17 protein-coding genes and 2 pseudogenes are annotated in these 23,408 nt (G+C 70.2%); 6 read left to right on the forward strand and 13 right to left on the reverse strand.

Translation table 11 applies throughout. The annotated features are described in order from the left end of the window. Positions 1–117: 117 nt before the first annotated feature. From EMA17_RS47165 to EMA17_RS47200, 6 genes are all read right to left on the reverse strand, one after another. Complete coding sequence (locus EMA17_RS47165) at positions 118–1,761, reverse strand: GMC oxidoreductase (protein WP_126643401.1); 1,644 nt, start codon at positions 1,759–1,761, stop codon at positions 118–120. A gap of 288 nt (positions 1,762–2,049) precedes the next feature. Next, positions 2,050–2,394 (reverse strand): GNAT family N-acetyltransferase, encoded by a 345-nt coding sequence (locus EMA17_RS52340; protein ID WP_160161825.1) that lies wholly within the window; start codon positions 2,392–2,394, stop codon positions 2,050–2,052. Next, the gene (locus EMA17_RS47175; RefSeq protein ID WP_371863236.1) at positions 2,375–3,073 is read right to left on the reverse strand and encodes an MBL fold metallo-hydrolase; all 699 of its coding nucleotides are present in this window, start codon (positions 3,071–3,073) and stop codon (positions 2,375–2,377) included. Before EMA17_RS47175 ends, EMA17_RS52340 begins: the two co-directional genes overlap by 20 nt. Before the next feature lie 1,413 nt (positions 3,074–4,486). After that, positions 4,487–5,404, reverse strand: coding sequence for an alpha/beta fold hydrolase (locus tag EMA17_RS47190; protein WP_126643405.1), 918 nt, complete (start codon positions 5,402–5,404; stop codon positions 4,487–4,489). Further along, entirely contained in the window at positions 5,401–6,651 is a 1,251-nt protein-coding gene (locus EMA17_RS47195; RefSeq protein ID WP_126643406.1) for a M24 family metallopeptidase, read from the reverse strand. The genes EMA17_RS47190 and EMA17_RS47195 overlap by 4 nt, the downstream gene beginning before the upstream one ends. 229 nt (positions 6,652–6,880) lie before the next feature. After that, the gene (locus EMA17_RS47200) at positions 6,881–8,089 is read right to left on the reverse strand and encodes a PucR family transcriptional regulator (protein WP_126643407.1); all 1,209 of its coding nucleotides are present in this window, start codon (positions 8,087–8,089) and stop codon (positions 6,881–6,883) included. 284 nt (positions 8,090–8,373) lie between these two features. On the opposite strand from EMA17_RS47200, the gene EMA17_RS47205 reads away from it, so the two are divergent. Then, positions 8,374–9,909 carry a peptide MFS transporter gene (locus tag EMA17_RS47205; protein WP_126643408.1) on the forward strand — a complete coding sequence of 512 codons (1,536 nt, stop codon included), beginning with the start codon at positions 8,374–8,376 and terminating at the stop codon, positions 9,907–9,909. A 1,704-nt stretch (positions 9,910–11,613) separates the two neighbouring features. On the opposite strand, the gene EMA17_RS47215 is transcribed toward EMA17_RS47205, so the two are convergent. Continuing rightward, positions 11,614–11,982, reverse strand: coding sequence for a hypothetical protein (locus EMA17_RS47215; protein WP_126643410.1), 369 nt, complete (start codon positions 11,980–11,982; stop codon positions 11,614–11,616). Between the two features lie 1,674 nt (positions 11,983–13,656). Here EMA17_RS47215 and EMA17_RS47220 point away from each other — a divergent pair. Continuing rightward, entirely contained in the window at positions 13,657–14,862 is a 1,206-nt protein-coding gene (locus EMA17_RS47220; RefSeq protein ID WP_126643411.1) for an RNA ligase, read from the forward strand. A 218-nt stretch (positions 14,863–15,080) separates the two neighbouring features. Here EMA17_RS47220 and EMA17_RS47230 read toward each other — a convergent pair. Together EMA17_RS47230 and EMA17_RS47235 are read right to left on the reverse strand one after the other, a co-directional pair. Continuing rightward, a pseudogene (locus tag EMA17_RS47230) lies at positions 15,081–15,227 on the reverse strand (glycosyltransferase family 2 protein); the annotation flags it as partial. A gap of 6 nt (positions 15,228–15,233) precedes the next feature. Beyond that, positions 15,234–15,797, reverse strand: coding sequence for an SMI1/KNR4 family protein (locus tag EMA17_RS47235; protein WP_126643412.1), 564 nt, complete (start codon positions 15,795–15,797; stop codon positions 15,234–15,236). A 421-nt stretch (positions 15,798–16,218) separates the two neighbouring features. Between EMA17_RS47235 and EMA17_RS55675 the strand changes: the two genes are divergently transcribed. Both EMA17_RS55675 and EMA17_RS56370 read left to right on the forward strand, forming a co-directional pair. Next, entirely contained in the window at positions 16,219–17,778 is a 1,560-nt protein-coding gene (locus EMA17_RS55675; protein ID WP_174861537.1) for a hypothetical protein, read from the forward strand. Positions 17,779–17,823: 45 nt separating this feature from the next. Beyond that, positions 17,824–18,142: pseudogene (locus tag EMA17_RS56370) on the forward strand (transposase); the annotation flags it as partial. 13 nt (positions 18,143–18,155) lie between these two features. On the opposite strand, the gene EMA17_RS47250 reads toward EMA17_RS56370, so the two are convergent. Next, complete coding sequence (locus tag EMA17_RS47250; RefSeq protein ID WP_126643413.1) at positions 18,156–18,587, reverse strand: hypothetical protein; 432 nt, start codon at positions 18,585–18,587, stop codon at positions 18,156–18,158. A 40-nt stretch (positions 18,588–18,627) separates the two neighbouring features. Continuing rightward, positions 18,628–19,032: a YidB family protein gene (locus EMA17_RS47255; RefSeq protein WP_126643414.1), complete on the reverse strand. Its 405-nt coding sequence runs from the start codon at positions 19,030–19,032 to the stop codon at positions 18,628–18,630. 1,038 nt (positions 19,033–20,070) lie between these two features. Here EMA17_RS47255 and EMA17_RS47260 point away from each other — a divergent pair. Next, positions 20,071–20,367 (forward strand): hypothetical protein, encoded by a 297-nt coding sequence (locus tag EMA17_RS47260; RefSeq protein ID WP_126643415.1) that lies wholly within the window; start codon positions 20,071–20,073, stop codon positions 20,365–20,367. A 174-nt stretch (positions 20,368–20,541) separates the two neighbouring features. Here the strand turns inward: EMA17_RS47260 and EMA17_RS47265 are convergent, their stop codons facing one another. Together EMA17_RS47265 and EMA17_RS47270 are read right to left on the reverse strand one after the other, a co-directional pair. Then, entirely contained in the window at positions 20,542–20,985 is a 444-nt protein-coding gene (locus EMA17_RS47265; protein WP_126643416.1) for a hypothetical protein, read from the reverse strand. An 891-nt stretch (positions 20,986–21,876) separates the two neighbouring features. Continuing rightward, a complete protein-coding gene (locus tag EMA17_RS47270; protein ID WP_126643432.1) occupies positions 21,877–22,392 on the reverse strand; it encodes a hypothetical protein in 516 nt (171 codons plus the stop codon). Between the two features lie 356 nt (positions 22,393–22,748). On the opposite strand from EMA17_RS47270, the gene EMA17_RS54970 reads away from it, so the two are divergent. Beyond that, on the forward strand, positions 22,749–23,147 hold the full coding sequence (locus tag EMA17_RS54970) for a DUF6193 family natural product biosynthesis protein (protein ID WP_126643417.1): 399 nt from the start codon (positions 22,749–22,751) through the stop codon (positions 23,145–23,147). Positions 23,148–23,408: the final 261 nt, after the last annotated feature.

Consider the following 23,408-nt stretch of genomic DNA (forward strand, 5'->3'; position numbering starts at 1 on the left):
TGTCGACGGCGCGGCGTTCGCCCCGGGCCCGGGGCCGGCCGGAGGGTCCGGACGGCCCCGGAATCGCGCTCGCACCGGGGGTGGTGAGGCTCACCGGGGCGCGCGGTCAGGGCGGTGTCACAGGTCGGTGGCGATGATCTTCTCGATGTTGCGTTCGGCGAGGGCGGTGATGGTGACGAACGGGTTGACGCTGGTGTTGCCGGGGATCAGCGCGCCGTCGATCACATACAGGCCGGAATATCCGTGCAGGCGGCCGTAGTTGTCGGTGGCCTTGGTCAACACCGCGCCGCCGAGCGGGTGATACGTGAGGTGATCGCCCCAGATCTTGTAGGTGCCGAAGAGGTCGGTTCGGTAGATCGTCCCCTCCTTCGCGTTGATCTTGTCGAAGATGGTCTTGGCCATGTCGATGGACGGTTGTTTCCAGGAGGTCTGCCAGTTCAACTCGACCTTGCCCGTCGCGGCGTTCCAGGAGAACCGGGCGCGGTTCGGGTTCTTGGTGATCGACAGGTAGAACGACGCGTAGGTCTCGATGCCGGTGGGCAACGGGGCGACTTCGGCGAACGCGCCGCCGGCGTTCCAGTTGTCGATGCCGCCGGTGGGGATGGAGGCCTGGAGGGAACCGGTGGGATCCCACAGGTGGTTGGCCCCGCCGCACATCACGTTGCCGTTGTCGCCCCAGCCCTGGCCGATCTCGCCGTTCAGCGCGGGCAGTGCTCCGGTGGCCTTGAGCCGGACCAGCAGTTTGCTGGTTCCGACGCTGCCCGCGGCGAAGAAGACCTTGGCGGCGGTGACGGTCTTGGTGAGGGTGGTGGCACCGCTGGTGTCGGTCTGGTCGATCACCACGGTGTAGCCGCCGCCGGCCGCCGGGGTGACCGAAGTGACCTTGTGCAGCGAGGAGATGGTGACCCGACCGGTGTCCTTGATCCGGGCGAGGTAGGTCTTCTGCAGGGACTTCTTGCCGTAGTTGTTGCCGTAGAGGATCTCACCGGCCAGCGCGGACTTGGGGACGGCTCCGGCGGCCTCCTGCTTCATGTAGTCCCAGTCGTACACGGTGGGCACGAATACGAATGGGAAGCCGGAGCGCTGGGCGTGCTTGCGGCCGACCCTGGCGTACTGGTAGCAGTCAGTGGTGTCGAACCAGGCCGGGTCGATGGTGGCTACGCCCAGACCGGCGTTGGCGCGCGGGTAGTAGGTGTCGTACATCTCGTCGACGTTCACCGAGGGCAGGATGGCGCCGAAGTTCTCCCGCTTGGGGGTCACCGCCATGCCGCCGTTCACCAGCGAGCCGCCGCCGACGCCTCGGCCCTGGTAGACGGTGATGCCGGCGAACTCCTCGGCGTCCAGGATGCCGGTGTACTTGGGGATGTCCCGGTCGATGGGGAAGCCGAGGAAGTTGCTCAGCGGTTGCTTGGTCTTGGTGCGGAGCCAGAAGGAACGGGCGTCGGGGGAGGTGGTGTTGGCGAAGATCTTGCCGTCCGGGCCGGGGGTGTCCCAGGACATGCCCATCTCGATCATGTGCACGTCGACGCCCGCCTGGGCCAGACGCAGTGCGGCGACACAGCCGCCGTATCCGGTGCCGATCACCAGGGCCGGGACGTTTGCCCCGGAGGGGATCGAGGCCGCGGCGGCAGCCGCCGTCGGCCGGGCCGCGCCGGCGCGACCGGCGAGGGCCGCGACGCCGAGAATGGAACCGGTTCCAGTAATGAAAGCGCGGCGCGAGAAACCCTGGGAACTGTTTCTGTGCATGGCGGAATCGCTCATGTGACGTTCCTCACTCTGGGGGGAGAGTGAGAACAAGTTCTAGGCGTGATCGCGTGACAAGTCACGGCATACTCGTGAGTAACATGTGGGCGATCCCGAGTACTTGCCCAGTACTTGCCCACGGGTCGCGCAGCGTCGATCGGTGGTCACGCAAGCGGCTGTGCGGGCGGCCCCGGAGACGGTTGGGCAGACGGGCGCACAAGCGGCCACGCCGGGCGCGGGGGAGCCCCGGCCGAGGGGTCGTCCCCCGCACTCGGGGTCGGTTCGACGATCGCGGGTCGTGAAGGGTTACCGCTGCCGGGAGTTCAGGCGCATACCGAGCAACCGACCGGGCCAGGACGGATGTCCGGGGCGCTCGACCGCGAATTGCGTCAGGGGGCTGAAGCCGAATGTCCGGTACTGCTCGACGAGCGCGCCGTCGCCGCCGGCGTAGCAGTCGACCCGGATCAGGTCGACGGCACGACGGGTCGCCTCCCGGCGTACGTCCTCGATCAGCGCGGCGCCGAGGCCCCCGCTCCGGCGAAGCGGCGGTCGGTGACCAGCGATCCGGCAACAACGGCTCGATCGACGCCCACTGGCCATCGACCAGGCCCCCACGAGCACCCACATCACATCACGCGCAAGCGGACGCACTCTTCTTCCCGCTGGTTGTTGCCCATGGACCGAGCGCGAACCGGTCCCCGTCCCGTCGTACCTCCAGGGCCCCGGCGCCACCGAAGTGCGCGGGAACGAGCAACTCCCGTTCATCAGCCGCCCTCCCCAGAATCCGACGGCGACTGGTCACCGCTTGTTCGGGGGCCAGGCAGGCGTTGCTGTTGCAACAGGGCTCAAGGATCTGCACCGGGCTGTGCAGCAGATCTCCGACGAAGACGGCCCGGTCGCCGGGAATGAGGTATTGGGCGTTGGGGAACGCCGGTACCCACTGCCCGTCCGCGTCGACGGTGTTCCAGCCGACGTGGTCGACGTGGACGTGGGTGTTGATGACGACGTCGACATCCTGCGGGCGGACATCGGCCCTCGCCAGGAGGTGGAGGAAATCACTGTGCGAGTGGTGGAACGGCCCCATTCCGGGTTGCTCACGCCCGTTCCCCGCTCCGGTGTCGACCAGGACGGTCCGGCCCGCACTGCGCAACACCCAGCTCTGCAAAGCAAGCACCGCCAAGTCGCCGTCCGGCTCCCGGTGGTCCGGTGCTGGCCAGTCCTCGTTGTCCTTCCACACATCGGCGGCAGCTCCCGGGAACATGTCGGAGGTAGGCAGGAACGGTTCGTACCACTCGACAACCCGGATGATCTCGACGTCCCCCAGCACCATGCTCCGCACGCTCTCGTTCTCGTTCGTCACGAGAGCGATGCGACTCGAGCAGCGACGATACGACCGCGGTGAGGCCCGGCGAGGCGGTCCCGATGTGTTCGGTGGTGCGCGTCGTGTCGGCCCGGCACGGCGGCCCGGACGAGGCCTCGCTGCGGTTCGCCGCCCACGAGATGCCGCGCGCGTTCGGGCTTTCCCGGCCGTCGACCGGCGATCCGGCCGAAGGCGTCGCGTCCGACCTACCCGAGGCCCCATCGAATACCCGGATGTCCGTGCCACGACCCCCGCCCTGCCGCCGGCGTCGCCGTCGTGCCCAAGTCCCGCCGCCGCCGCGAGCTGTCCGGTCGACGTCGAGCCGAATCGCGGTCCGGGCCGCGCAAGGATCAGCCGCCGCGTCCGCTCACGAGCGAGGAGAAGGCGTACGCCCGCCTGTTCGCGGCCCTGGACGCGGACACCAGCGAATCCGCGCACTTGGTGTGCCTGCCGCCGTTGTTCGTCGATTACCACGCCACACAGATGGGGGACCCCCTCCAACGTTGTCTCGACGACGCCCACCTGGGCCTGCGCGCCGAGGTGCGTGTCGCGGAGCTGACGATCACCGACGCCCGCGACGGCTCCACCACCGTCCACGGCACCCTCGAACCCCGCCTGCGTGGCGACGTCTTCCACGGACACACCTTGGTGTGGCTGGTGAACACCGGCCACCTCGTAGACCCCACGCCCGACCGGTTCGAGCCCCCGGTGGCCCTGGACCGGAGACCGGTTGTCGCCGCCGTCGCACCCGCACCGCACACGAGCACCGAACCGTTCGAGATGAGTATGCACCGCGAACACCTCCTGCTGACCCGCGCGTTGGCCCCGCCTGCGGCGATCGTGGCCCTGCTTGCCGACCGTCTTTCCCCGCCCCGGGCCCGCCGCATTCCCCACGCCCGGGTGGCGGCCCTGGTCCGGGCCGCTCGCGACCTCCGGACGGCCCCTCCGACGGGGACCCGAGGTTCGTGGTGCCCGCGCCCACCGGCGAACCGGTCCATGCCCGCCTGGACCAACTGCCCCTGGCCGCCGACGTCCCCACCGCCGCCGGATACGAGATCGCCCGCAGCGAGAACCGACCCGATCGCTGAATCCTCGGGTCGAGCACCGTACCGGCCGGGCAGATGAAGCGCACGAGCGACGAACGGGCGCCCGCCCGATACCGCCTTGCCCGTCGGTGTGATTCCGGGGGTGGTGGTTGGTGTGTGGCCGGGGGTGGGGCGGTGGTGTGTCTCGGCGAGGTGGTCCAGGCGAATCGTGTCGAGGCCGGTTTTGGTGATGCGTTCGGTGTCGTCGACGATCGCGGACGGTGGGGCGTTGTTGCTCGTTCCGTCGTTCCGTCATTCCGCCGGTGCGTCGGTGTGGGTGTGGGTGTCCGTGTGGGCATCACGCTAGGTGGCGTGTCAGCCAGGACAGGGCGTCCTGGTCGTGGTCCGTCATCCAGTGACCGGCATCGGGGTGTACCCGCAGTTCGGCATGGGGCAGCAGGGTCAGGTAGGCGGCGCCGTGCGAGGCCGGCACCAGAACGTCGGCGCCTCCGTACACGAGCAGCGTGGGCGTGGTCACCGCCGACGGATCGAATCCCCACGGCCGGCCGAAGAGGGCCAGGTCGTCCTCCACCCAGCCGTTCAGCCCGCCGTCCACCCACTCGCGTTCCTCGACCGCCTCCTCGGCGCGCACGGCCTCGCGGGTGAGGATCTCGCGGTCGGACGCCGGGAGTTGGGCCAACCACGCGTCCATGGGCACGTCGCCGCCGGCGGCCGCCTCGACGAACCTTCTCAGCGGGACCTCGCCGAGGCGGGCGGCGGTGATCTCCTCGACGGTTTCCGCGCACATGCCCTCCGTGGTGTCGAATCCGTCGGCCTCGACCGGGCCGAGCCCCACGCTGACGCACAGCGCGCCGACCCGGTCGCCCAACAGCGCCGCGGCGGCCAGTGCGTGCGGTCCGCCGCCCGAGACTCCCATGACCGCGAATCGACCGATGCCGCACGCGTCGGCGACCTGCTCCGTCCACCGGGCGGCGTCGCCCACCGTTCGCCCCGGCTGGTCGTGGGAGCGCGCCCATCCGGGGCGGTCGAAGGTGACCACCCGCACGCGTGCGCGGTCCGGGCCGTGCCAGCCGCCCGGTACGGCCGCGCTGGAACTCGGCGTCCCGTGGTGGTGGATGACCGCGGGTGCCGAGCGCGGACCCCATTCGCGAATCAGCAGCGTGCCGCCCCGGCCGGTGTCGACGGTCGATTCGCGGCACGGCGGTGTCGGCAGCGGTGCCGGGGTGTGACCCGGACGTGCGTACTCCGCGCTCATCGGTCCGCCACCTGGAGTTCGGGGGCGAGGGCGGAGAGGAACCGGGGCCCGTCGTCGGTGAACACGACCGTGTCGACGAGCGCCACGGTGTTCCAGGTCTCCACGTCCGTGACCGTGCCGGCCTCGATGGGGGAGTCGACCGACTCGTCCATACCCCAGGTGAGTTCCCCGACCCAGTCGGCCGGCGGGACGCTCAGCCCGAGCTCGTAGCCGCACGCGCCGCCGCCCAGGCCGGTCTTGGCGTGGTACTCGTTCAGCCGCGCCGTCAGCTCTCCCCAACTGTTGCCGACCCGCCCGTACGTGCGGAGCACGTCGTAGGCGCCGGCCGCAACCCCGGTGAGATCGTGCAGTTCGCGAGGAGCCGCACCGATGAAGTACGGGCGGGTGGTGCGTACGTGATACCCGTCGTAGACGCCGGCGACGTCGGCGTGGAACAGGGTCTCGGCACCGAGTGGGCGACGTGAGCTGATCCGGTGCAGCGAGGGCATGAGCGGCCCGGACGCGATGGTCTCGTGCAGCGCCGCCGGTTCGCCACCCGCGCCGACGTTGGCGTTCATGTAGAGCGCCCACGCCTGGAGTTCGGTCGTGTCGGCGGTGACGTGCGTCCGCAACGCCGCGAGGCCCGCGTCGCAGGCGTGTTGGGCACGTTCGAGCTTGGCGATCTCGACCTCGGACTTGACGCACCTGGCCCGGCGCAGGGGTACGGACACGTCGACGGTGCGGCATCCCGTGTCGTGGAGCGCCGCCTCGATACGGCGGGTGATCGCCGGGTTGGGCAGACAGCTCCACAACTCCAGCCCGACCGTACAGTCACGCCAGCCGTGTTCGGCCAGCTGGGCGGGCAGAAAGGCCAGATACTCGTCGAGCGTCGGTTCCGCGAGCCCGTTGCCGACGGGAACCGCGCGGATGTCCTCGACAACGGAGGTCGCCCTGACCAGTCCGATGTGATCGGGGACCTCGATCATGAAAACCGGGTCCTCGGTGGCGTGGACGACGGTGCACTGGGTGGGGGGCAGCGTCGTCGAGGAGTGGTGGCGGTACCAGCGGGAGCGGTAGCCATGGAGCCAGGCCATCGTGTCGGGGGCGGTGACGACGGCGACATCGACGCCGGCGGCCCGCAGTCGGCGGCGCAGTTCGCCGAGTCGTCGTGCGTACTCGACATCGTCGAAGGCGCGGTCGACGAAGTCTGCCGCCGTGTACAGGTGTTGCCGCCCGTCGATGAAATCGCGAAGCTGCCGGTGTTCCATGTGGGACGTCCATCCGCTGTTTCGTGCGGGCCGCGGGTCGCGGCCTCGTCCAGGCCGTCAGTCTGGTGGCGCCGCGGGCCGGAGTCTCGCGACAGGTGTCGTCCTCCGGGCGCGCGGACACCACGAATGACGCGCACGGCGTCGAGGCCCGCCACGGGCCGCTGCGCCGACCGTCCGGCGCCGACTGTCCGGCGGCGGCTGCTCGGGACCGGCCCTCGGTGCGGGACGCTCAGGGGTGGCTGACCGTGAGCCAGGCATGCACGGCCAGCCTGGTCCGGCCGTCGTCCAGGTCGAGCCCGGTGACCTCCTGCAGCTTTCTGACCCGGGCGTAGATCGTCGCGCGGTGTACGCCCAGCGCCGCGGCGGTGTCCGTGGCGTTGCCCGCGTGCGCCAGGTGGGCGCGCAGGAAGGCCAGGGTGTCCGCGCCCATCCCGGACAGACGGGCGAATTGCGTCGGGACCAGGTGCGGCTCGGGCCGCGGGGCCAGATATGTCGCCAACGCCGCGGCGACCGGGTGGTCCTGCCAGACGGTGACGCGGGACTGCTCGGCGCGGCCGATCCCGATGGCGACGAGCGCCTGCTCGTACGAGTGGACGGAGTCCTGCAGCGCATCGACCGGCGCGCCGACACCCACGAAGGAGTGTTCGGCGAATCGAGCGTCGTAGGCGTGCAGTTCGCGGGCGACACCCGCGGCGATCGCCTGGAGTTCGTCGCGCGGCGGCGTGTTCCGGTAGCCGATGAGCGCGAACGATTCCGGGACCGTCGGCGCGAACGAGTAGGCGTCCGTCATCAGGGTGGGCAACGCCCGCCACAACGCGAAGGCCAGAATGTCCTGCGGAGAGGTCCCGCCCCACGGCGCCCAGTCCTCGGGCACGGCGACGGCGAACGCCACGAAGGCCCGGACACGGTTGAACATGCCGAGGTCGTGCAGTTCGCGAGCGGCGCTCTCGCGGCCGGCCGGCACCGGATCGAGCAGCCCGAGCAGGGCCGATTCGATCTCCTCGTCGATCGCCTTCACGTCGTGCACGTGCCGGAAGAGGATGTGCTCCAACGTCTCGCAGAACTCCACGACGAGCTCTTGAGCCTGCGCGGTCGGCGGCTCCCCGTCCGGCAGCGTGATCCAGAGGTAGCCGAGGGTCTCGAAGCGCGACCGCAGCGGTACGCACCAGCGGTCGTACGCCAGTCCCACGGCCGGATCGGCCGGGATGACGGCCGCCCCCCGCCACTTGTGCACGCCGCACGCCGCGACGTGCGCCTTCTGCCCCGCGGTCGCCTCACGCGTGAGCAGGGCGTTCAGCCGAGCGTCGTCGGCGTCGTCGAAGTGCGAAGAGCACACCATCAGGCGCAGGTCGGGATCGTCGACGGCGACCGCACGACGAAGACTTTCGGACAGTCGGTCGACAATCTCCTGAAGTACATTCACCACCACGGCGGTCATCTCCCTACGGCCCCTGCACGACATCCGGAGGGAGGACGATGCCACACTTCCGACAATTGTCGCGAGCTCGGAGCCGCGCGGCGGCATAGCTTGACTCGGCGCTCACATCCATGCGGCAGCACTCCGCCCCATCGCCTCGCCTGCCCGAGGCCGGGCCGCCCCCACCGGGCGCACCGACCCCGGAGTGCCTGCCGAGATGGCCTGAATCCGCCGAGGCATCCGCCGCCCCCGTCCCGCCCTCGCCGCACGGCCGAGGGTAGGCCCGAACCCCGCCTGGAGTCCGTATGAATCGGCCCGCCGACTCTTCCGGTAGGCACCCCGCCCCGCGGAGTGCGTTCGGCTTCCCACGAGGTCTGTTTCCGCTGTCGTTCCTGGAGATCGGCGACCAGTTCGCCTTCTGGGGCATGCAGAGCCTCCTGGTCTTCTACGTCTACTACGAGACGGGCGACGGAGGTCTCGGGTTCTCGACGTCGCTGGCCACGTCGGTGGCGTCCGCGTACGCCGGATCACTGTTCCTGGTGACCATCTGCGCCGGGTGGATCGCCGACCGGATCCTGGGTGCGGAACGCACGATGGTCCTCGGCGCTGTCGTCGCACTGGCCGGGCATCTGTCCCTCGCCCTGGTGCCGGGCGTGCCGGGGCTGGTGATCGGCCTGGTGGGGGCCTGCTTCGGCAGCGCCGCCATGACGGTGAACTCCGCCGTCACGGCCGGGCGCCTCTACGAGGACACGGACGGGCGCCGTGACGCCGGGTTCACGCTCTACTACTCGGCCAGTGCCGTGGGCGGATTCCTGGGCATCACGCTGGGCGGCTTCTTCGAGTCGCGGACGGGATTCCAGGTCGCGTTCGGGATCAATGCCGCCGCACTGGTGATCGTCCTGGCCGGCTACCTCCCGTTCCGGCGGACGCCGAAAGAGGTCGCCCCGCGGCCCGCGGACGTGCCGGCCGGGGCGCCGCTGCACCGGTCCCTCGCCGCCGGTGCCGCGGCCGTCGTCGTACTGTTCGGGCTCGGCGGTTGGGCGGTGGCCGGCGGGGCGAACCCGGCGACCCTGGTCGCTGCGGTGGCCGGGGTCGCGGCCGTGTCCTACTTCATCCGGTTCTTCCGCTCGCCGAGTGTGTCGATCGCCGAGAGGCGCGGGCTGTGGCGGTACATCCCGGTCTTCGTGGCCAACATCTTCTTCTGCGCCTTCTACCAGCAGTTGGCCACCACGGTCGCGATCTACTCCGACGAACGGGCCTCTCGGCACCTGCTCGGCTTCGAGCTGCCCGCGTCCAGCCTGTTCGGGGTCGCCCCGCTGGCCGGCGTCCTCGCGGCTCCGCTCCTGGGACTGCTGTGGGCGCGTTCGGGTACACGGCAGCCGTCGGCCCTCAGCCGCTTCGTCGCGGTGCTGACGACCACGGCGGCGGCGTTCACGCTGCTGGGGACATTCGCCTCGGCGTCTGCGGCGACTCCGCTGTGGGTGGTGGTCGTCACGATCGCCGTGTTCGGCGTCTCCGACATGGCCGCCAGCCCGGCCGGACTGGCGCTGGTCTCGGCCGCCGCGCCGAAGGTGTTCAGTGCGCAGATGGTCTCCCTGCACTACCTCGGCGCCTCGATCGGCACGGCGCTGGCCGGCAGCATGGCCGACCACCACCACGTCGGGTCGAACGACTCGGCCTACTTCCTCACCCTGGCCGCCGGCGCGGTCGCGGTCGCGGTCGCCGTGCCGCCCCTCGCGTACTGGATGGGGCGACGCGCCTCGGCGGCGAAGGACACGAAACACACCGCGAGCGAGCCGCCCACGGCACGCCCGGACGCCGCGCTCGACAAGGTGCGTTGAGCCCATACGACGGCGGGCCCACGATGGCGGCCGGGCTCGACAACAACCTGATCCCGGTCTCCGACGAGGGCCCGCACAGCGGCCCGCACAGCCTCTACGGCCGCGATGACCGGGTCATCAGGAAGCTCCACCGGTATCCGATCGACGGCGTACATACCACCCGGCTCACGCACCGAGTGTTCCGGTGCGCCGAGACCGGCTGTTCCCGCCGACGAAGCCGCCGTTCGATCCGCTCCCCGGCCGGAGCGGTCACCGGTGGAGCGCGCCCGCCGGCCGATCCGGGCGTACCGGCCTGACCGCCGGGCGCGGCCGTCGTCACCCACACCCCCGCCCCGGCCGCATGCCCTGCGATCGGCCGCCGAACGCCACCACCGTCTCCTCGCGGGTGTGCGGAACACCCGGTCCCGACGAATCCGGTGCGGAGGGCCGGCTCGCGTTGTGGAAGCCTGCCATGGCGCGTGGGGATCGCCGCCGGGGAGGACGCGCGTCATGACCACGGATCAAGGCCGTTGGTCGGCTGGTGCCGTTACCCGCCGGACGCAGTGCCCAAGTTCCTCTACCGCATAGTTCCGGGCTCGGTCACCGATCGGGAGCCGATCCGACAACTACCCGACATACACGAGACGTTCGACCTGCCGCTCGTCCTGATATGGGACAACCTCGGCAGTCACCGCAGCCGGCGGACGCGCGTTCGCCGACCGTGTCGACTGGCTGACCCAGGTTGTTCAACACGGTGGCGAGGTCCGATTCCCACGCGACGGGATCGGCCTCGGCCAGGCGACGCAGGAGTCGTATGCGTGTCGGCCTGCAGCACCTCCCAACCCCCGCCATCGGCACGGGTGTCGACGGCGAAGCGAGCGGCCGGGCGTGTCTTGCGCTGTCCGCCCGGACCGTGCACCAGCAGCACCGACGCCGCCGCTGCGGTGTCGTCGCGCCACGCGGCCGACCGCGCCAACTTCCCGCGACGACCGGTGAAGTCGACGAGGGCGTACCGTGCCTGCGGCAACTGCGCGTGCCCGCCCGGCGGTCGGCGCCGCACGCTCCACCGGGAAGGCGTCCACCCGGTACAGCGCCCGCTCCCCGCCGGTGTGCGTGTGCGTGGTGATGTGCACGTCCCCGGTGACGCCGGAGACCTGGTTCACCGGCCCGTACACCACCGACCCCGCCACCCACTGCGTATCCGACCCGGCCGCGAGCTCCCCGGGCTCGGGGGCCGGCGAGGTGCTGCGGCGGAGCCACCAACCGGACCGGCGACGCGAGCCGGTCACGGACCCTCCTCGATGTCGACGTCCCGCCGGTGTCCCGTACCCGCTCGATCGGACCGGAGACCGTACCGCCTTGCACCCGCTGCCCGTCCGCCGCCGCAGCACCCTGGCGGGCGGTGTACCCGGCGCGACCGGAGGCGGGACGACGGGCCCGGTGCCGCGGCGGGTGGTCCGCACGTTGCCGCCGGTGTCGGAGACCTGCGCGATGCCGCCGCCGATCGCGCTGTCGGTCACCAACTGCCCACCCGGCGCCGTGCGTTCGCGCCGTGTTCCGGCCCCAACACCACCGGGCCGGCCGGCGCCGCGAAACCGACCGCCCCGCGACATTCACCGGGTTCGCGTCGGGGCGGCGATGGCTTCACCGAACGCGCCTCGAGCACCCCTCGTCGTCATCCGGTGGAGCCTCCTCCTGACGGGCGGGGCGCTCGGGCGGAGGTACTCAGCAGGGAGCGGCGACGTTGCCGCAGTAGATCCAGCCGTAGAAGGTGTGGGGCGTGCCGTTGCCGACGACGTACTGGACGTAATACCAGCGGTTGCCGGAACTGTTGTAGGCGTAGTGGCTCCAACGCACCGTTTCGCCGGGGCCCGGCCGCCACACCTCGGCGCATCCGGCCGCGTAGCACTCCCTGATCGGGCCATTGTTCAGCGTGGTGGTCGGGGTCCACGCGGCAGCGGAGGCCTCGCGGGTGTCGGAGCCGGGGCTGTTCCTGTCGGCTGCCGCGGACGCGGTGGGACTCGTGGTGGCGAACATCATGGTCAGCGCGGCCGTGCCCATGGCGCCTGCAACGATCTTTTCGCGGAATCTCATGGTTTCTCCTTTTCGTAGAAATTTGGCGTGTATGCGTCCATGATTGAGGCGGAAGGCCGATTCGATAGGACTCGGCGAGGAGGAATGGTCGATACCTCCTCGACGCTTGTCCCGTTCCACGTACCGCAATCGACGAAGATCCGAAGTCGGTCCCCGACGCGGCGACGTACGAGCCGGTGACGGTGTGAGCTCTCGGGTTTCGTCGTGGTCCCGGGCCGTGGTCCCGGGGTTCGGCCAGCTGGATCCGTGTTTTCCCTCGGCGTCGTTCGACCTGCCCGGATCCCGGGGTGTCCGGTTCCGGTCGGGGACCTGCGGCGGTGACCTGCACTTCCGTGGGTCGGCCGGAATGCCGGATGTATCACGGGAACCCCCATGGATTTCTTGTGTGCGGGCAGAAGATCGGGCTGTGCGCCACGCGGCCGTCGCGGTGATGCCGATGAACCGTGCGGTTCTGCGCGACATGTGACGTCTCCTGGGTGATCGCGAGTCGGGCCGTCGACGGCGATCGGCCGCCGCGCCCGCCGGGCGGATGTGGTCGAGGAACGACGCCGAGGTGAGGTCTTGCCCGCACTCTCGTTCGAAGGCCGAGGGGGCGCCGCCTTCCCGGACGGGAGCCGTCGTTCCGTCTCCGGATCGCATCAGTGTTCCGGGCCGCTGTCCAGGCCGGTGCGGTGTTCCGTACAGTCCCGAACATGTTCCGTACAACCCCGGATTGGCCGGAACGGCGACCTCGCCCGAGCTCCGCACTCCCGGAACGGGCGGATGGTTCGGAGCGTCGCGAGCGCCGCGCCTTGACCGTCCTTGTGGAGACCCGCCCCCCAGTCGCCGGCGGAGATACCGGGCTCACAGCCGTCGACCTTCTCGAGGCAGCGAACGCACGTCCCTGAACATCGGCAACGACAGCGGGAACGGCGAGGATCCGGTTGCGTGACAACGACGCTCCCGAGGATTCGGACACCGCAACGAGCTCGCCCTGACGCCGTATCGGGGTGGGGGTGCATCGTCGACCTGCCGGCAACCGGAGGAGGTGACGGACATCGTGGATCCGGAGGGAGACGATGAAGCGGGCGTGGACGCCGGGGGCGGCGACGCGGCGCTTCCGGATCGACACGGCGTCGTTCGTATGCGCTGTCACCAGCGGAAGTTCCGGATCCCGTAGGCACCGACGACAGCTCGGGTCATGCGTTGTTCCGTCCCGTGTCCGCGACATCGGGTTCCCGGGGCGGGCCGGTCGGCGGTTGCTGCGGGGCGCGCGCGAGGAGGGCGACGTCGATCCCGAAGCCGATGACAGTCGTTACCCGTCGGCAGCGGCAAGCCCGTGACAAGCGTCCGGGAGGGGCACCCGGTCGGTGCACCGTCCGGCCGTCGGGTCCCACACTCGGATCGTGCGATCGTTGCCGCCGGTGACGGCGACCGGTAGGCCGTCCACCGCCGTGCACGCGACCGCATGGACTCCGGCGACTCAGCCGGCACGCATCGATCCGCACCGGCAAGCCGGACCGGACGGACGGCGCCGGCGTGAATCGGATCTCGGGCCATGCGTTGTCAGGGTGCGCGCCGGGGTGGTGTCGTTGGTTCGTCTAGGCACAGTTCGGCGGGGCGTCCCGACCGTCGGACGCGAGGGCGGGAAAATCCGGCGAAGTCATGTGTGGGTTCCGGCTACGCTGCCGCCGCATGAGTGAACCCGCCACCGTGAGTGCCCTGTTCCATCCCGACGACTTGGCCGGTGCGGTCGAGCGTGGTCTGGTGGCACGTCGGCGGCATCCGCAACTGCCGCTGTCGATCTACACCTACACCCGGACCTGCGTGTTCGAGCGGCGATGGACACCGGTGACGCTGCGCTGTCGCGGACTGGTCGTGGAGGATGGCACCGACCGGATCGTCGGGCCCTGCCTGCCGAAGTTCTTCGGCCTCGCGGAGCACGGCCTCGGCACGGCGTACGCGCCCGCGCTGCCGGACGGCGGATTCGAGGCGTTCGACAAGGAAGACGGCTCGCTGGGCCAGGTGTTCCACTACGCCGGCCGTTGGCGAGCCGCGTCCAAGGGGGCGTTCGTCTCCCGGCAGGCCCGGTGGGCCCAGGACTGGCTGGACGAGCGGGACATCGACGCGCTCGACCCGGCGCTGGGCTACGTCACCGAGATCATCCATCCCGACAACCGCATCGTGGTCGACAACGGCTCCGAGCACACCCTCGTCCTCCTCGCCGTGCTCGGCCCCGACGGCACCGAACAACCGCTCGCCGCGCACGCGGACGACTGGATCACCCTCGGCGGACGCGTGGTTCGCTCCCGGCCCGTCGCCTCACTCGCCGAACTGGCCCGCGCCGCCGCCGAGAACCGCCTGCCGGACGGCACGGCCGTCACCGGGACGGCGGCCGAGGGCTGGGTGCTGCGCCACACCTCCGGCCGGCGGGTCAAACTCAAGTTCGCCGACTACGTACGACTGCACCGGATCCTGACCGGGGTGACCGAACGGGACATCTGGCGCTACCTCGGCATGCAGCGCTTCGCCGACCGGGACCCGCGCCACGTCGCCTATGCGCTTACCTGTGCGGAGGCGGAGGTCATCGCCCAGACCGCCCCCTTCGACGCACTCCTCGACCTGGTCCCGGACGAATTCGACGCCTGGGTACGCGCGGTCGCGGACCGGCTGATGGGCGAGGCCGCCGCCATCGAGGCGGCCACTCGGGCGGCGTTCGCGGACGCGTCCCATCTCCTCGACGACCGCACCGCCTTCGCCCGCGCGGCCTCCGCGCACACGGACGCGCGGATCGGGGCCGGGATGTTCCAACTCCGCGACGGGCGCCCCATCGACCTGCCGATCTGGCGGACCGTCAAGCCGGGCCCGACGGACGCATTCCGCCTCGACGACGAGACATGACCCGACCCGACACCGTGCGCTCCGCCCCACGGAGCGACAACCAGCCTTCGCGGAGTCCTTCGGCCCGCGCCTTGAGGTCCCGAGGGACGCGGCGGCCTCGGGCGAGGGCGGTGGTGAGAGTCCAGGTATGCCGAGGTAGGTGGGGACCAGTGGAGCAGGCAGGTTGCGGCGGGCGAGCCGGATGCGGTTGCGGGCGGTCATGCGGTGATGGCCGGCGTCTCGGTGTCGGCGAGGAATCCGTCGTCGTCGGGGTCGACGATCACATCGACGCCGGCCGCGGCACGCAGGTGCGCGATGGCTACGTTGCGTCCGCCGGACACGCCGAGGTTCTCCGGCAGTTCAATCCCGGTGACTCCGGGAGGCAGCGTTCGTCAGCGCGTTCGTGCGTCAGTGCGCTCGGTACCGGTCGAACGTTCGGGCCATGCGTGATACCGGGCATTCCTTCCCGGCCATCCCGGGTCGAGGAACGGCGGGCGATCCACCCGATCGAAGCACCGCAGGAGGAAATCGGTGAATGTACCGGCCGTCTCGAACCATTCTCCCGCCTCACCCCCGACGACGACGCGCCAGTCGTCGGGGTCCGATTCGAGAGCCAGGAAGAAGTACGAGTTGCCCTGTTCGTCGTGGCCCCATTCGAGGAGGCCGCCCTTCGTCGGATGGAAAGGCCAGGGAGAGGAATCCGGAAACGACGCTTCCCACCCGCCCTGGTGCCACAGTCGTTCGGCCTCCTCGTGGCTACCGTCGATCGGCCGGTCCAGCCACACGTAGCCGTCCACGGCACCGGGGCCGTAGAGATCCAGAAACGCCTTGTAGTCGGCCGGCAGGGCCAACCCCAGATACGCCTCCGACGCCACCCACAGCGTCGCCTGCCCCCGTCCCCGGTACCGCGGCTCACCGAGAAGTTCTGTCAACCTGTGCAATCCCCTGGCCGCCATGGCCTTCCCCCATCGTACGACGGTGCCTCGGTGGCATTTTGTCCGTCCGAGCCGACACACCCACGCCCGCCCTCGCCGTCCGGCCACGCAACGTGGAGCGTCCGGACGGGGTCCGGTCCGGCGTCGTAACGGGGCCGCGCTCGTCGGCCCGCACCCCACGACCGATACCACCCCTTCTGCCCCGCACATCCGATCGGGGCCCGCCAGGCAACAGATCAGCCACCGACCGAGGAACAGGATCGGCGGCGATAGGTTCACCGCACCCCCTCGTACCGCGAACGCGGCGGGCCAGGTGAGACGTTCGCGACGGAAACCGAACCCGGGCGTCACCGATGCTCGCGTTGTCGGTGCCATCCGGCAGCCTGACACCTTGAGGCCCGGGTCGAGGACGCGCGGCCGGTGATGTTTCGGGGGAGTGTTCGTGCGGACGGTGTTCGAGGGTTCGGTGCACGTGGCGTACATGCAGATGTACGTCGACAGCCGCGCGCAGTGGTCGGCGATCGAGGAGGACCACCGGGCGGGGCAGGTCAATGGTCTGTGTGGTGCCGCGGTGGAGGGGTATCTGTTCCTGACCACCGGCATGCACACCGGCAGTGTGGGGCTGACCATCGAGGTCCACGACGGCCCGCCCGAGGTGGACGGGCGGTGGGAGGACGTGGTCGAGGCGCCCTTCAATCCACAGGCCCGCACCGTGCGGCTGGCACAGTGGGGCGACGCGGACGCGTGCGAGTTCGAACTCGACTTGGTCCATCATCGCGTGCGCTACTGCGCGACGGGGATGGACGAGGCGAACGCCCACGGCGTGGTGTTCGCCGGTGAACCGCCGGTCGACCACTACCTCCTGCAGTTCTGGCCCGCGCCCGCGGAACCGGACCGCGTGATCAGGCAGACCAGCGACCAGGCGGCCTACTGGAACAGGATCGCCCGGGACCGGCCACCACCGCCGACGCCCGACGAGCGGGCCGCGGCGGCGCGCGCGGCCCGCGAGGAACAGGCCCGCGAGAGGGCGGAGCGTGTCCGGGAGTACGAACTGCGCCAGTGGGCGGGCCGGTTGCCGACCGAACGGCTGCGCCAGGTGCGCGGAAACGTCCACGGGATGCGCATGCTCGACGTGCACCTGGTCCACGCGATCGCGCGCGTCGACGACGGGACACAACGCGCGATCGCCCACTGGGCGGCCCATCGCGCATACACCGTGGCGGGACTCGCCGACGTCGACTGGATCGCCCCCGCGTTGACGGCACTCGACGCGGGCGCACCGTTGCCCGCGCCGTTCGACGACCCGGCCGAACTGTGGCGGCGCCTGCTCGAGGACCGGAACGTGCCACACACCACGATCACCCTCCCGGACGGCGCCACCCACAACGCGCTCCAACAGGCGTGCGCCCTACCGGCGTTGCTCGGCGCCGCCGACCCGGACTCCCTGCGCGCCGCCCTCGACGCCCTGCACGCGGCCGCGTACGCACACGGCACCGACCACCGCGCCTTCCTGGACGAGGTCCGCGACACCTGGCCCGCCCTCGGCGTCGTACCACCCGCCCCGACGGAACCACCCCCGCCGCCGCACCCGTTCCCGTTCATCGGCGAGGACGCGCCCGCCGATACCGCGCCGGCACGGTCGACTTCGGCCGACGAAGCGCGACCCACCGCTCCGGAGCGAGACCCGAAGGCTCCGCCACCGCGACCCGGACACCGCCCGCCGAGCCCCCCTCCCATCACGCCTCCCAACGCACCGCGGCCGCCCGGCAAGGGCCTCGCGTCGCCGCTCCCGGCACCCGGCCCCCGCCCCGCCGGTGCAGCCACCTCTATGGACGGGGTTCGGATTGTCCTCGTCACAACGTCTGTGGCGCCGCCTGCAGTTGCCGAGCCCTCCGGGAAGAACCGCCCGGCGGGCATCCCGACCGAGGACGTCTCTACCGCCACCGGCGGCGAGGAAGAACCTCACGACATCGGTAGCCCGGACCGCCGAGGCCGAACGTGAGGGCCGGCCCGGCGAGATCGAGGGCCTATCGGTGAGTCTTGCCGCCGCCCACGCGTCCGTCCCGATCGGGTGCGTGCCGAAAAGGCGTACGCCTCCCGTAAGAACCGCGCTTACCTGCGCCCCCGCGGGATCCGCTGCACCATTCCCGACAGGGCCGACCAGGCCCACAACCGCCGGAAGCTCGGCTCGCGCGGCGGCCGACCACCACGTTTCGACCGGGCCGACCACCGCAAGCGCCACGCGGTCGAGTGCGGGATCGACCGCCTCACGAGACACCGCGCCGTCGCCACGCGATACGACTAGCTCGCGGTCCGCCCGCTACGAGGCGACCGTCCTGATCGCTGCTGTCAACGAGTGGCTGTGACCGGAACTCGTCGCTAGAGCTCGTGGTCCTGGGCCAGTTCCTCCCAGCGAATGCCGCGCAGCACAAGGTCGGCGTCCTTGCCCGACGGAACGTCCAAGCCGGTCTGGAACCAGATCACGGTGAGAGCGGAACGGTGCAGCACCGGGTCGAGTTCAACGGTGACCGCTGTCGAGCGGAAGGCGCCGATGCAGGCCACGGCAGGCAGCACCTCAACGGGGCCGAAGACGCCGGCAGCCCGGTCCGGGTACTCCCGGGAGGGGGAGACCAGATGGACCGGCGCGGAGGGAAACGCACGTTCGGCCTGCCGCTGAAGGCTCCTGACCTTCATGTCGTTGATGGGCTTGCACGGGTAGCCCTCCAGCATCCCTCCATAGGTCGAAGACATTCGCAGCTCGGTGAGCTCGATCGAACGTCCGGATGAGAGGGCTATGCGGCTCAGCGACATGCCGACACCCTATGGACAAGATTCACTTCCGATACACGGCCTAGAGGTAGGAGATCTCGAAGGTCGCGGAGCCGTCGATCGACACCTCGTTGTCGAGAGTCAACCGGTTGCTCGGGGCGATGCGAACCCGGAAACCGGGGATCCGGCCTGCCGCCGGGGCGCTCTCGTCGTCGGGCGCGGTTGCGTCGACGAGTTCGGGCAGCTCGGCGGCGAGTTCCGCGGCCAGGTCGCCGGGCGTCTTCCCCAAGGTTGCGGCGGTCTGGGCGAGTTGGTCCTCGCCGATGATCGCGACGACCTGATCTGCGGTGATCGGCTCGTTGGGGCCGTCACCGATCCACGACCGGACCTGCGACTCCAGCCCGGCATCGGCCAGGCTCTCCGCCGAGATCGTCAAGGTCGTCGGCTCCACGTTCGCGCCGTTCTCGTCGGCCACGGACTCACTCATTCGGAACATCCCTTACACCGGATCCACGCGACACCGGATCCTCGCCCGACCAAAACGGCAGAAAAGCATCGCTGCGGGCACCTCCCGACCATCACGAGCGGCAACCACCGCCAGGGAGATCTTCGTCCGCGAACACGCCCGAACACCACAACTCCGCGATTTCAAGCCCTGGTTCGGAGAATGGTCGGCGCCTCCGGACCGGACGGCCAACCAGGTCATCCGACGCCCGTTCGACACCGTCATCCGATTCCCCGACGAACCCACCCCCAACGACGACGTCGGATATGGCATCGTCAGCCCGCGCCGAGCACTCCAATCCACGTCGGACCCGGGCCCGCGCGACGTCTCCCCACTGGTCGACGTCCGCAGCGCGAAATCGGCTCCGAAACCGAGCCCGTTCCCCACCGCGGCACCTCGCTCGACCCCGCTCCCCTCCACCGCCCTCGGGCAGGCCCCGCCGGCGGTGGCCACCGGATCGAACTCCACGGACGCCTCGGACGAGACCGTCCCGACGGCGGCCATCCTCGCGGCGGTGGCCGGCGCCGTATTCCTCGCCGCCGGTATCGCGGTGTTTCGGCGCGCCCGTCGAAACCGCCACCAGAGTTGCTGACTTACCGTCCCCATCCGGTGGTGGTCTTGTCGGCGGGAGCGTGTATCCGTCCCGGCTTGTAGAACCGTGGTCCTTCTCGAACGCCACGGCCCGCGCGGGCCCGCCGCGGCCGTCACCACGTGCCCGTCGTCGTGCATGCGCGAGTCACCGGATCACTCCCGGCGTGGCGATCGTGGTGGAAGTCCTCTCGCCTGCCACGGTGTGCCCGCCCGCACCCGGCCCGTTTGCCGGGTCATCCTCGTTGCGTACCGGACCGACCACGCCCACGTCGAGGATCCGCGCTCGTGCTGGTGCGCCATCGGAGCCTGTGCGGCACCTGACCGTCCACCCGGATACATCCGCGGGGAGACACTTGCGCCCCCGGGACACAGGATCACGATGCGCCGAAATCGATTGTTCACGCCCTGCCACTGCGCGATCATCCTCGGATGGACGCGGATCGGACGCTGGTGCGGGTGGTGCAGACCTGTCACGGATTTCCGTCGCAGTGGAACGCCTGGACGGTGTCCGGCCGGTATCTGTATCTCCGCTACCGGCACGGCAAGGGCAGTGTCGAATGGCATCGCGGCCCGGATGCCGCGGACGACACGCCCGAGACGTGGGAGGCGGGCCTGTCGGGGCTCCTGGTCGAATGGGACGACGGCACCAATGGCGGCGACATCGATCTCGAGCACTTCCTCGCGGAAGCCGGTTTGGTGCTCGCACCGGATGCCGCAGTCGATTGAGCCCGCAGGCATCGAATGGCGCGCGCAACCGGACGTCCTTCGACGGCGCGCGCGGAGTTCTCCAGTCGTGGGAGCAGTCGGTCGTCGCAGGGCGATGTGTGACGAAATTCGGGGGCGGCCGCACGGGGAGGATCGCCGTGGCCCCGCGCGGCAGTCCGAACTCGCCGATGCACATCACCTCGTCCAGTTCTCCGTGTCCGGCGTCGGCCCGAGCCTGTGTGCCTCGTGCACGAAGGCGGCCGTCGACGTCGTGGGAGCGTCCGAACCGTAGAAGTACACGGCGGTGGACGTGCAGATCACGCCCACCACGCCCGCCTGCGGCTCGGGCCGGGGCGTGGTGTCGCGCCAACACCGGTCGAATCGGCGGCGCTCGAACTCCGTACTCGCCGGTCGGCCGAAGACCCGAAAGGGCAACTCCACATCGACCCACGCACGTCTCTCCTCGGCGGGGTGCCTCTCGTGTGCCTCCTTCTCCCTCTCGGCAGCCGCGAACTGCCGTTGGCACGCGTACAGTCCGCCGTGGAAGGTCACGACCGCCAGGGTGATCACGGCCAGGACGAACCGGCCGAGCCACAACAGGCAACAACCCATCGGCCGCGCATCGGGACGGGAAGACATGCGCCCATCGTGTCCCGGAACTCCGCCCGGTAAGAGATCGTTGCGCACTCGCAACCCGCTCCGCCACGCACATCCCCTCGGCACGCCACGACGCGGGACGACCCCAACCCGGCACGCCACGCCCGGCCGGGCCCGGCTGCCACGGTCGAGACCGTGACCGCCGGCAATTCCATCGCCGACCATCGGCGTTGATACGGCCAGGTCCCGCTCGCGGGGATTCCTTCCGTCATGATCGCCGAGAAAACGGCAAGGGGCTTCCGCCTTCGTCCGGGCCCACGTCACACGGGGCGAGCCCGGATTTGCGCTTCGCGGCCGATTGAAGCCGACCAACCCGACCGAGTGGATCGGGACCGGCTCCCACGACGCTCCAGCACGTGGTTCCAGCTTTCACGGCCGGATCCGCTCGACCACTACGCGGTTCTGCGGCAACTCCTCGTCCGGCACGCGGAGGATCTCGCCGGCAAGATCCATGCCTCTCCGCTCGGCTACCGATCAACGTCGACGTGAACCCCGCGCAGCCGAAGCCGGGTCTTCAGGAACTCCCTCTCCGACAACGTCTCCACCAGGCCATCGTCGCTCAGCTCCCCGACCGGCTCACGAGCCCGCGACAACGAGGCCCCGAGACCTCCCGAAAGACCTTCAAAGCCGGCACGAGACCGGGAAGCGGATCGACCACCCGCAGCCTGACGGGTCCGTGCGCCGCGAGTAGAGCCTCCCGGACATCGTCGGGTGCCGGCCCCGGACCGGCGTGTTCGCACAGGTAGGTGCCGCAGGACCCGCACGCGAACTCGACGTCCCACCACAACTGGTCGCGGAGGATGAACCGGTTCACCTGTCGCACCGCCATACTGCCGCACTCGCAACGCGATGCGATCTTCGCCGTCCGACGGGTCACCCGGGCTCCCCGACGTTCCACTCCCGCGGCAGATCCTCGCCGCAGAAGACGCAGACGAAGTCCTCCTCCCGCACGATGTTGAGCTCCCCGCAGGAGCGGCATCGGCGGAAGACCACCTCGTGCGTGAACCCGGACGGGCGATGGATCCCGATCCGGTCCAGGGCCTCGGCCACGGCCGGCCATGACCCGGCGTCCGGGCAGTAGCCGGTCGACTGGTTGCTGACCTCCTCGACCACCCACCGCCCGGACTCCTCACGGAAGCCCATCTCGCCGGCGCTCAGCACCTCTCCGCCGCCGGCACACACCACGTGCTCGCTGCGGCGCGGAGCCAGGCGCAGCACCCCGCCGCCGTCGACGACGAACGTGAACGGCTCGTTTAATTCATCCAGGTGCAGCCCGGAGACCCACGCGACGAAGTCCGCCGACGTACGGATGCTCCGACCCTCACAGCCTGCCCGGACGAGCGCCTTCAACTCGACCGGACCCACATACCGATATCTCGGCCCCCGCATCTCCACGCGCACCAACCTAGTGGCTCACACAGCCAGGACCTGGGGGATTACGGGCTCCGACGAAGACCACGAGCGTGAGACGGGCGCGAATCAGGCGTGCTTGGCCGTGCCGGTCCGTACACAGGAGGTCCCGTCGTGCCGTACACCCGGTGATCGCCGGGGTCGACGTGCACGGGGCGCTTCGTTGTTTCCGAAGGTACTTCGTTCGGCGACCGGGGTGGTGTTGTCCAGGTTCGTCAAGCGCGTTGTGACGACGTCATGTTCCTGGCCGGTCGTGTTTGACGCCCGCGTGTGTCCGACACGGGGCTGCGGCAGCGCTACTTGTCCCCAGCGCCGTGATCTTGGACGATCGCCTGATGCCTGAAGCCCCCGACGTCCCCACCGCCTGGCGACAGCTACTGGAGCGCACTCCGGGAACCCGGCAAGGGGACCCGCTGGTCGTCGAAGCGGCGCATGTCGAGCCAAGACTCCGCAGCCTCTACCCATGGCCGAGCCACGGCACTCTGAAGTTTCTGCGATCCGCCCCGCCCTGGGATCGCTCGGATCCCGACGACCTGCCGTTCATCGTCTGCGGTGGGCCGCCCTACAAGGTCTACTCGGCCGGGTACACCACCCTGCTCGGCGAAGCAGACACACCAGAGGAAGCCGCCGCTCTCGTGGCCGCTCATCTCCCGTCCGACGGCGCGAACTCAAACGGTTGGACCAGGCCCGCGCATGGGGAACTCCCCGACCGACCCCCATGGGGAGTTACGTGACCGTCCACAACTGCGCCGGATCAAGCCGGGATCGCTCGTTGCCTCGCGGGAGGTCGTGAGGGTCACGACGTTGTCGGCCCTGACGCAGCATCACGGGTCGCCTGACCGAGTGTTGCCCGGATCCGGGACGGCCCCCGTTTGGGGGTGTCAACTCCTTGAAGACCGTCCGAAACCTGCGAGGCGCCTCGTCGCGGCACCATGGCGTGTGTGGTGGGTGACGGCCGGGGCCCGGCGCGCATGCGCGCCGGGCCCTGTGCGTTC

Source organism: Embleya hyalina, assembly GCF_003967355.1.
Lineage (GTDB): Bacteria > Actinomycetota > Actinomycetes > Streptomycetales > Streptomycetaceae > Embleya > Embleya hyalina.

What these genes read in the sequence shown, in the direction of transcription:
- EMA17_RS47165 (WP_126643401.1), bottom strand. Translation starts at nt 1,761, where the DNA reads ATGAGCGATTCCGCCATGCACAGAAACAGTTCCCAGGGTTTCTCGCGC.
- EMA17_RS47175 (WP_371863236.1), bottom strand. Translation starts at nt 3,073, where the DNA reads ATGGTGCTGGGGGACGTCGAGATCATCCGGGTTGTCGAGTGGTACGAA.
- EMA17_RS47190 (WP_126643405.1), bottom strand. Translation starts at nt 5,404, where the DNA reads ATGAGCGCGGAGTACGCACGTCCGGGTCACACCCCGGCACCGCTGCCG.
- EMA17_RS47195 (WP_126643406.1), bottom strand. Translation starts at nt 6,651, where the DNA reads ATGGAACACCGGCAGCTTCGCGATTTCATCGACGGGCGGCAACACCTG.
- EMA17_RS47200 (WP_126643407.1), bottom strand. Translation starts at nt 8,089, where the DNA reads ATGACCGCCGTGGTGGTGAATGTACTTCAGGAGATTGTCGACCGACTG.
- EMA17_RS47205 (WP_126643408.1), top strand. Translation starts at nt 8,374, where the DNA reads ATGAATCGGCCCGCCGACTCTTCCGGTAGGCACCCCGCCCCGCGGAGT.
- EMA17_RS47215 (WP_126643410.1), bottom strand. Translation starts at nt 11,982, where the DNA reads ATGAGATTCCGCGAAAAGATCGTTGCAGGCGCCATGGGCACGGCCGCG.
- EMA17_RS47220 (WP_126643411.1), top strand. Translation starts at nt 13,657, where the DNA reads ATGAGTGAACCCGCCACCGTGAGTGCCCTGTTCCATCCCGACGACTTG.
- EMA17_RS47235 (WP_126643412.1), bottom strand. Translation starts at nt 15,797, where the DNA reads ATGGCGGCCAGGGGATTGCACAGGTTGACAGAACTTCTCGGTGAGCCG.
- EMA17_RS47250 (WP_126643413.1), bottom strand. Translation starts at nt 18,587, where the DNA reads ATGTCGCTGAGCCGCATAGCCCTCTCATCCGGACGTTCGATCGAGCTC.
- EMA17_RS47255 (WP_126643414.1), bottom strand. Translation starts at nt 19,032, where the DNA reads ATGAGTGAGTCCGTGGCCGACGAGAACGGCGCGAACGTGGAGCCGACG.
- EMA17_RS47260 (WP_126643415.1), top strand. Translation starts at nt 20,071, where the DNA reads ATGGACGCGGATCGGACGCTGGTGCGGGTGGTGCAGACCTGTCACGGA.
- EMA17_RS47265 (WP_126643416.1), bottom strand. Translation starts at nt 20,985, where the DNA reads ATGTCTTCCCGTCCCGATGCGCGGCCGATGGGTTGTTGCCTGTTGTGG.
- EMA17_RS47270 (WP_126643432.1), bottom strand. Translation starts at nt 22,392, where the DNA reads ATGCGGGGGCCGAGATATCGGTATGTGGGTCCGGTCGAGTTGAAGGCG.
- EMA17_RS54970 (WP_126643417.1), top strand. Translation starts at nt 22,749, where the DNA reads ATGCCTGAAGCCCCCGACGTCCCCACCGCCTGGCGACAGCTACTGGAG.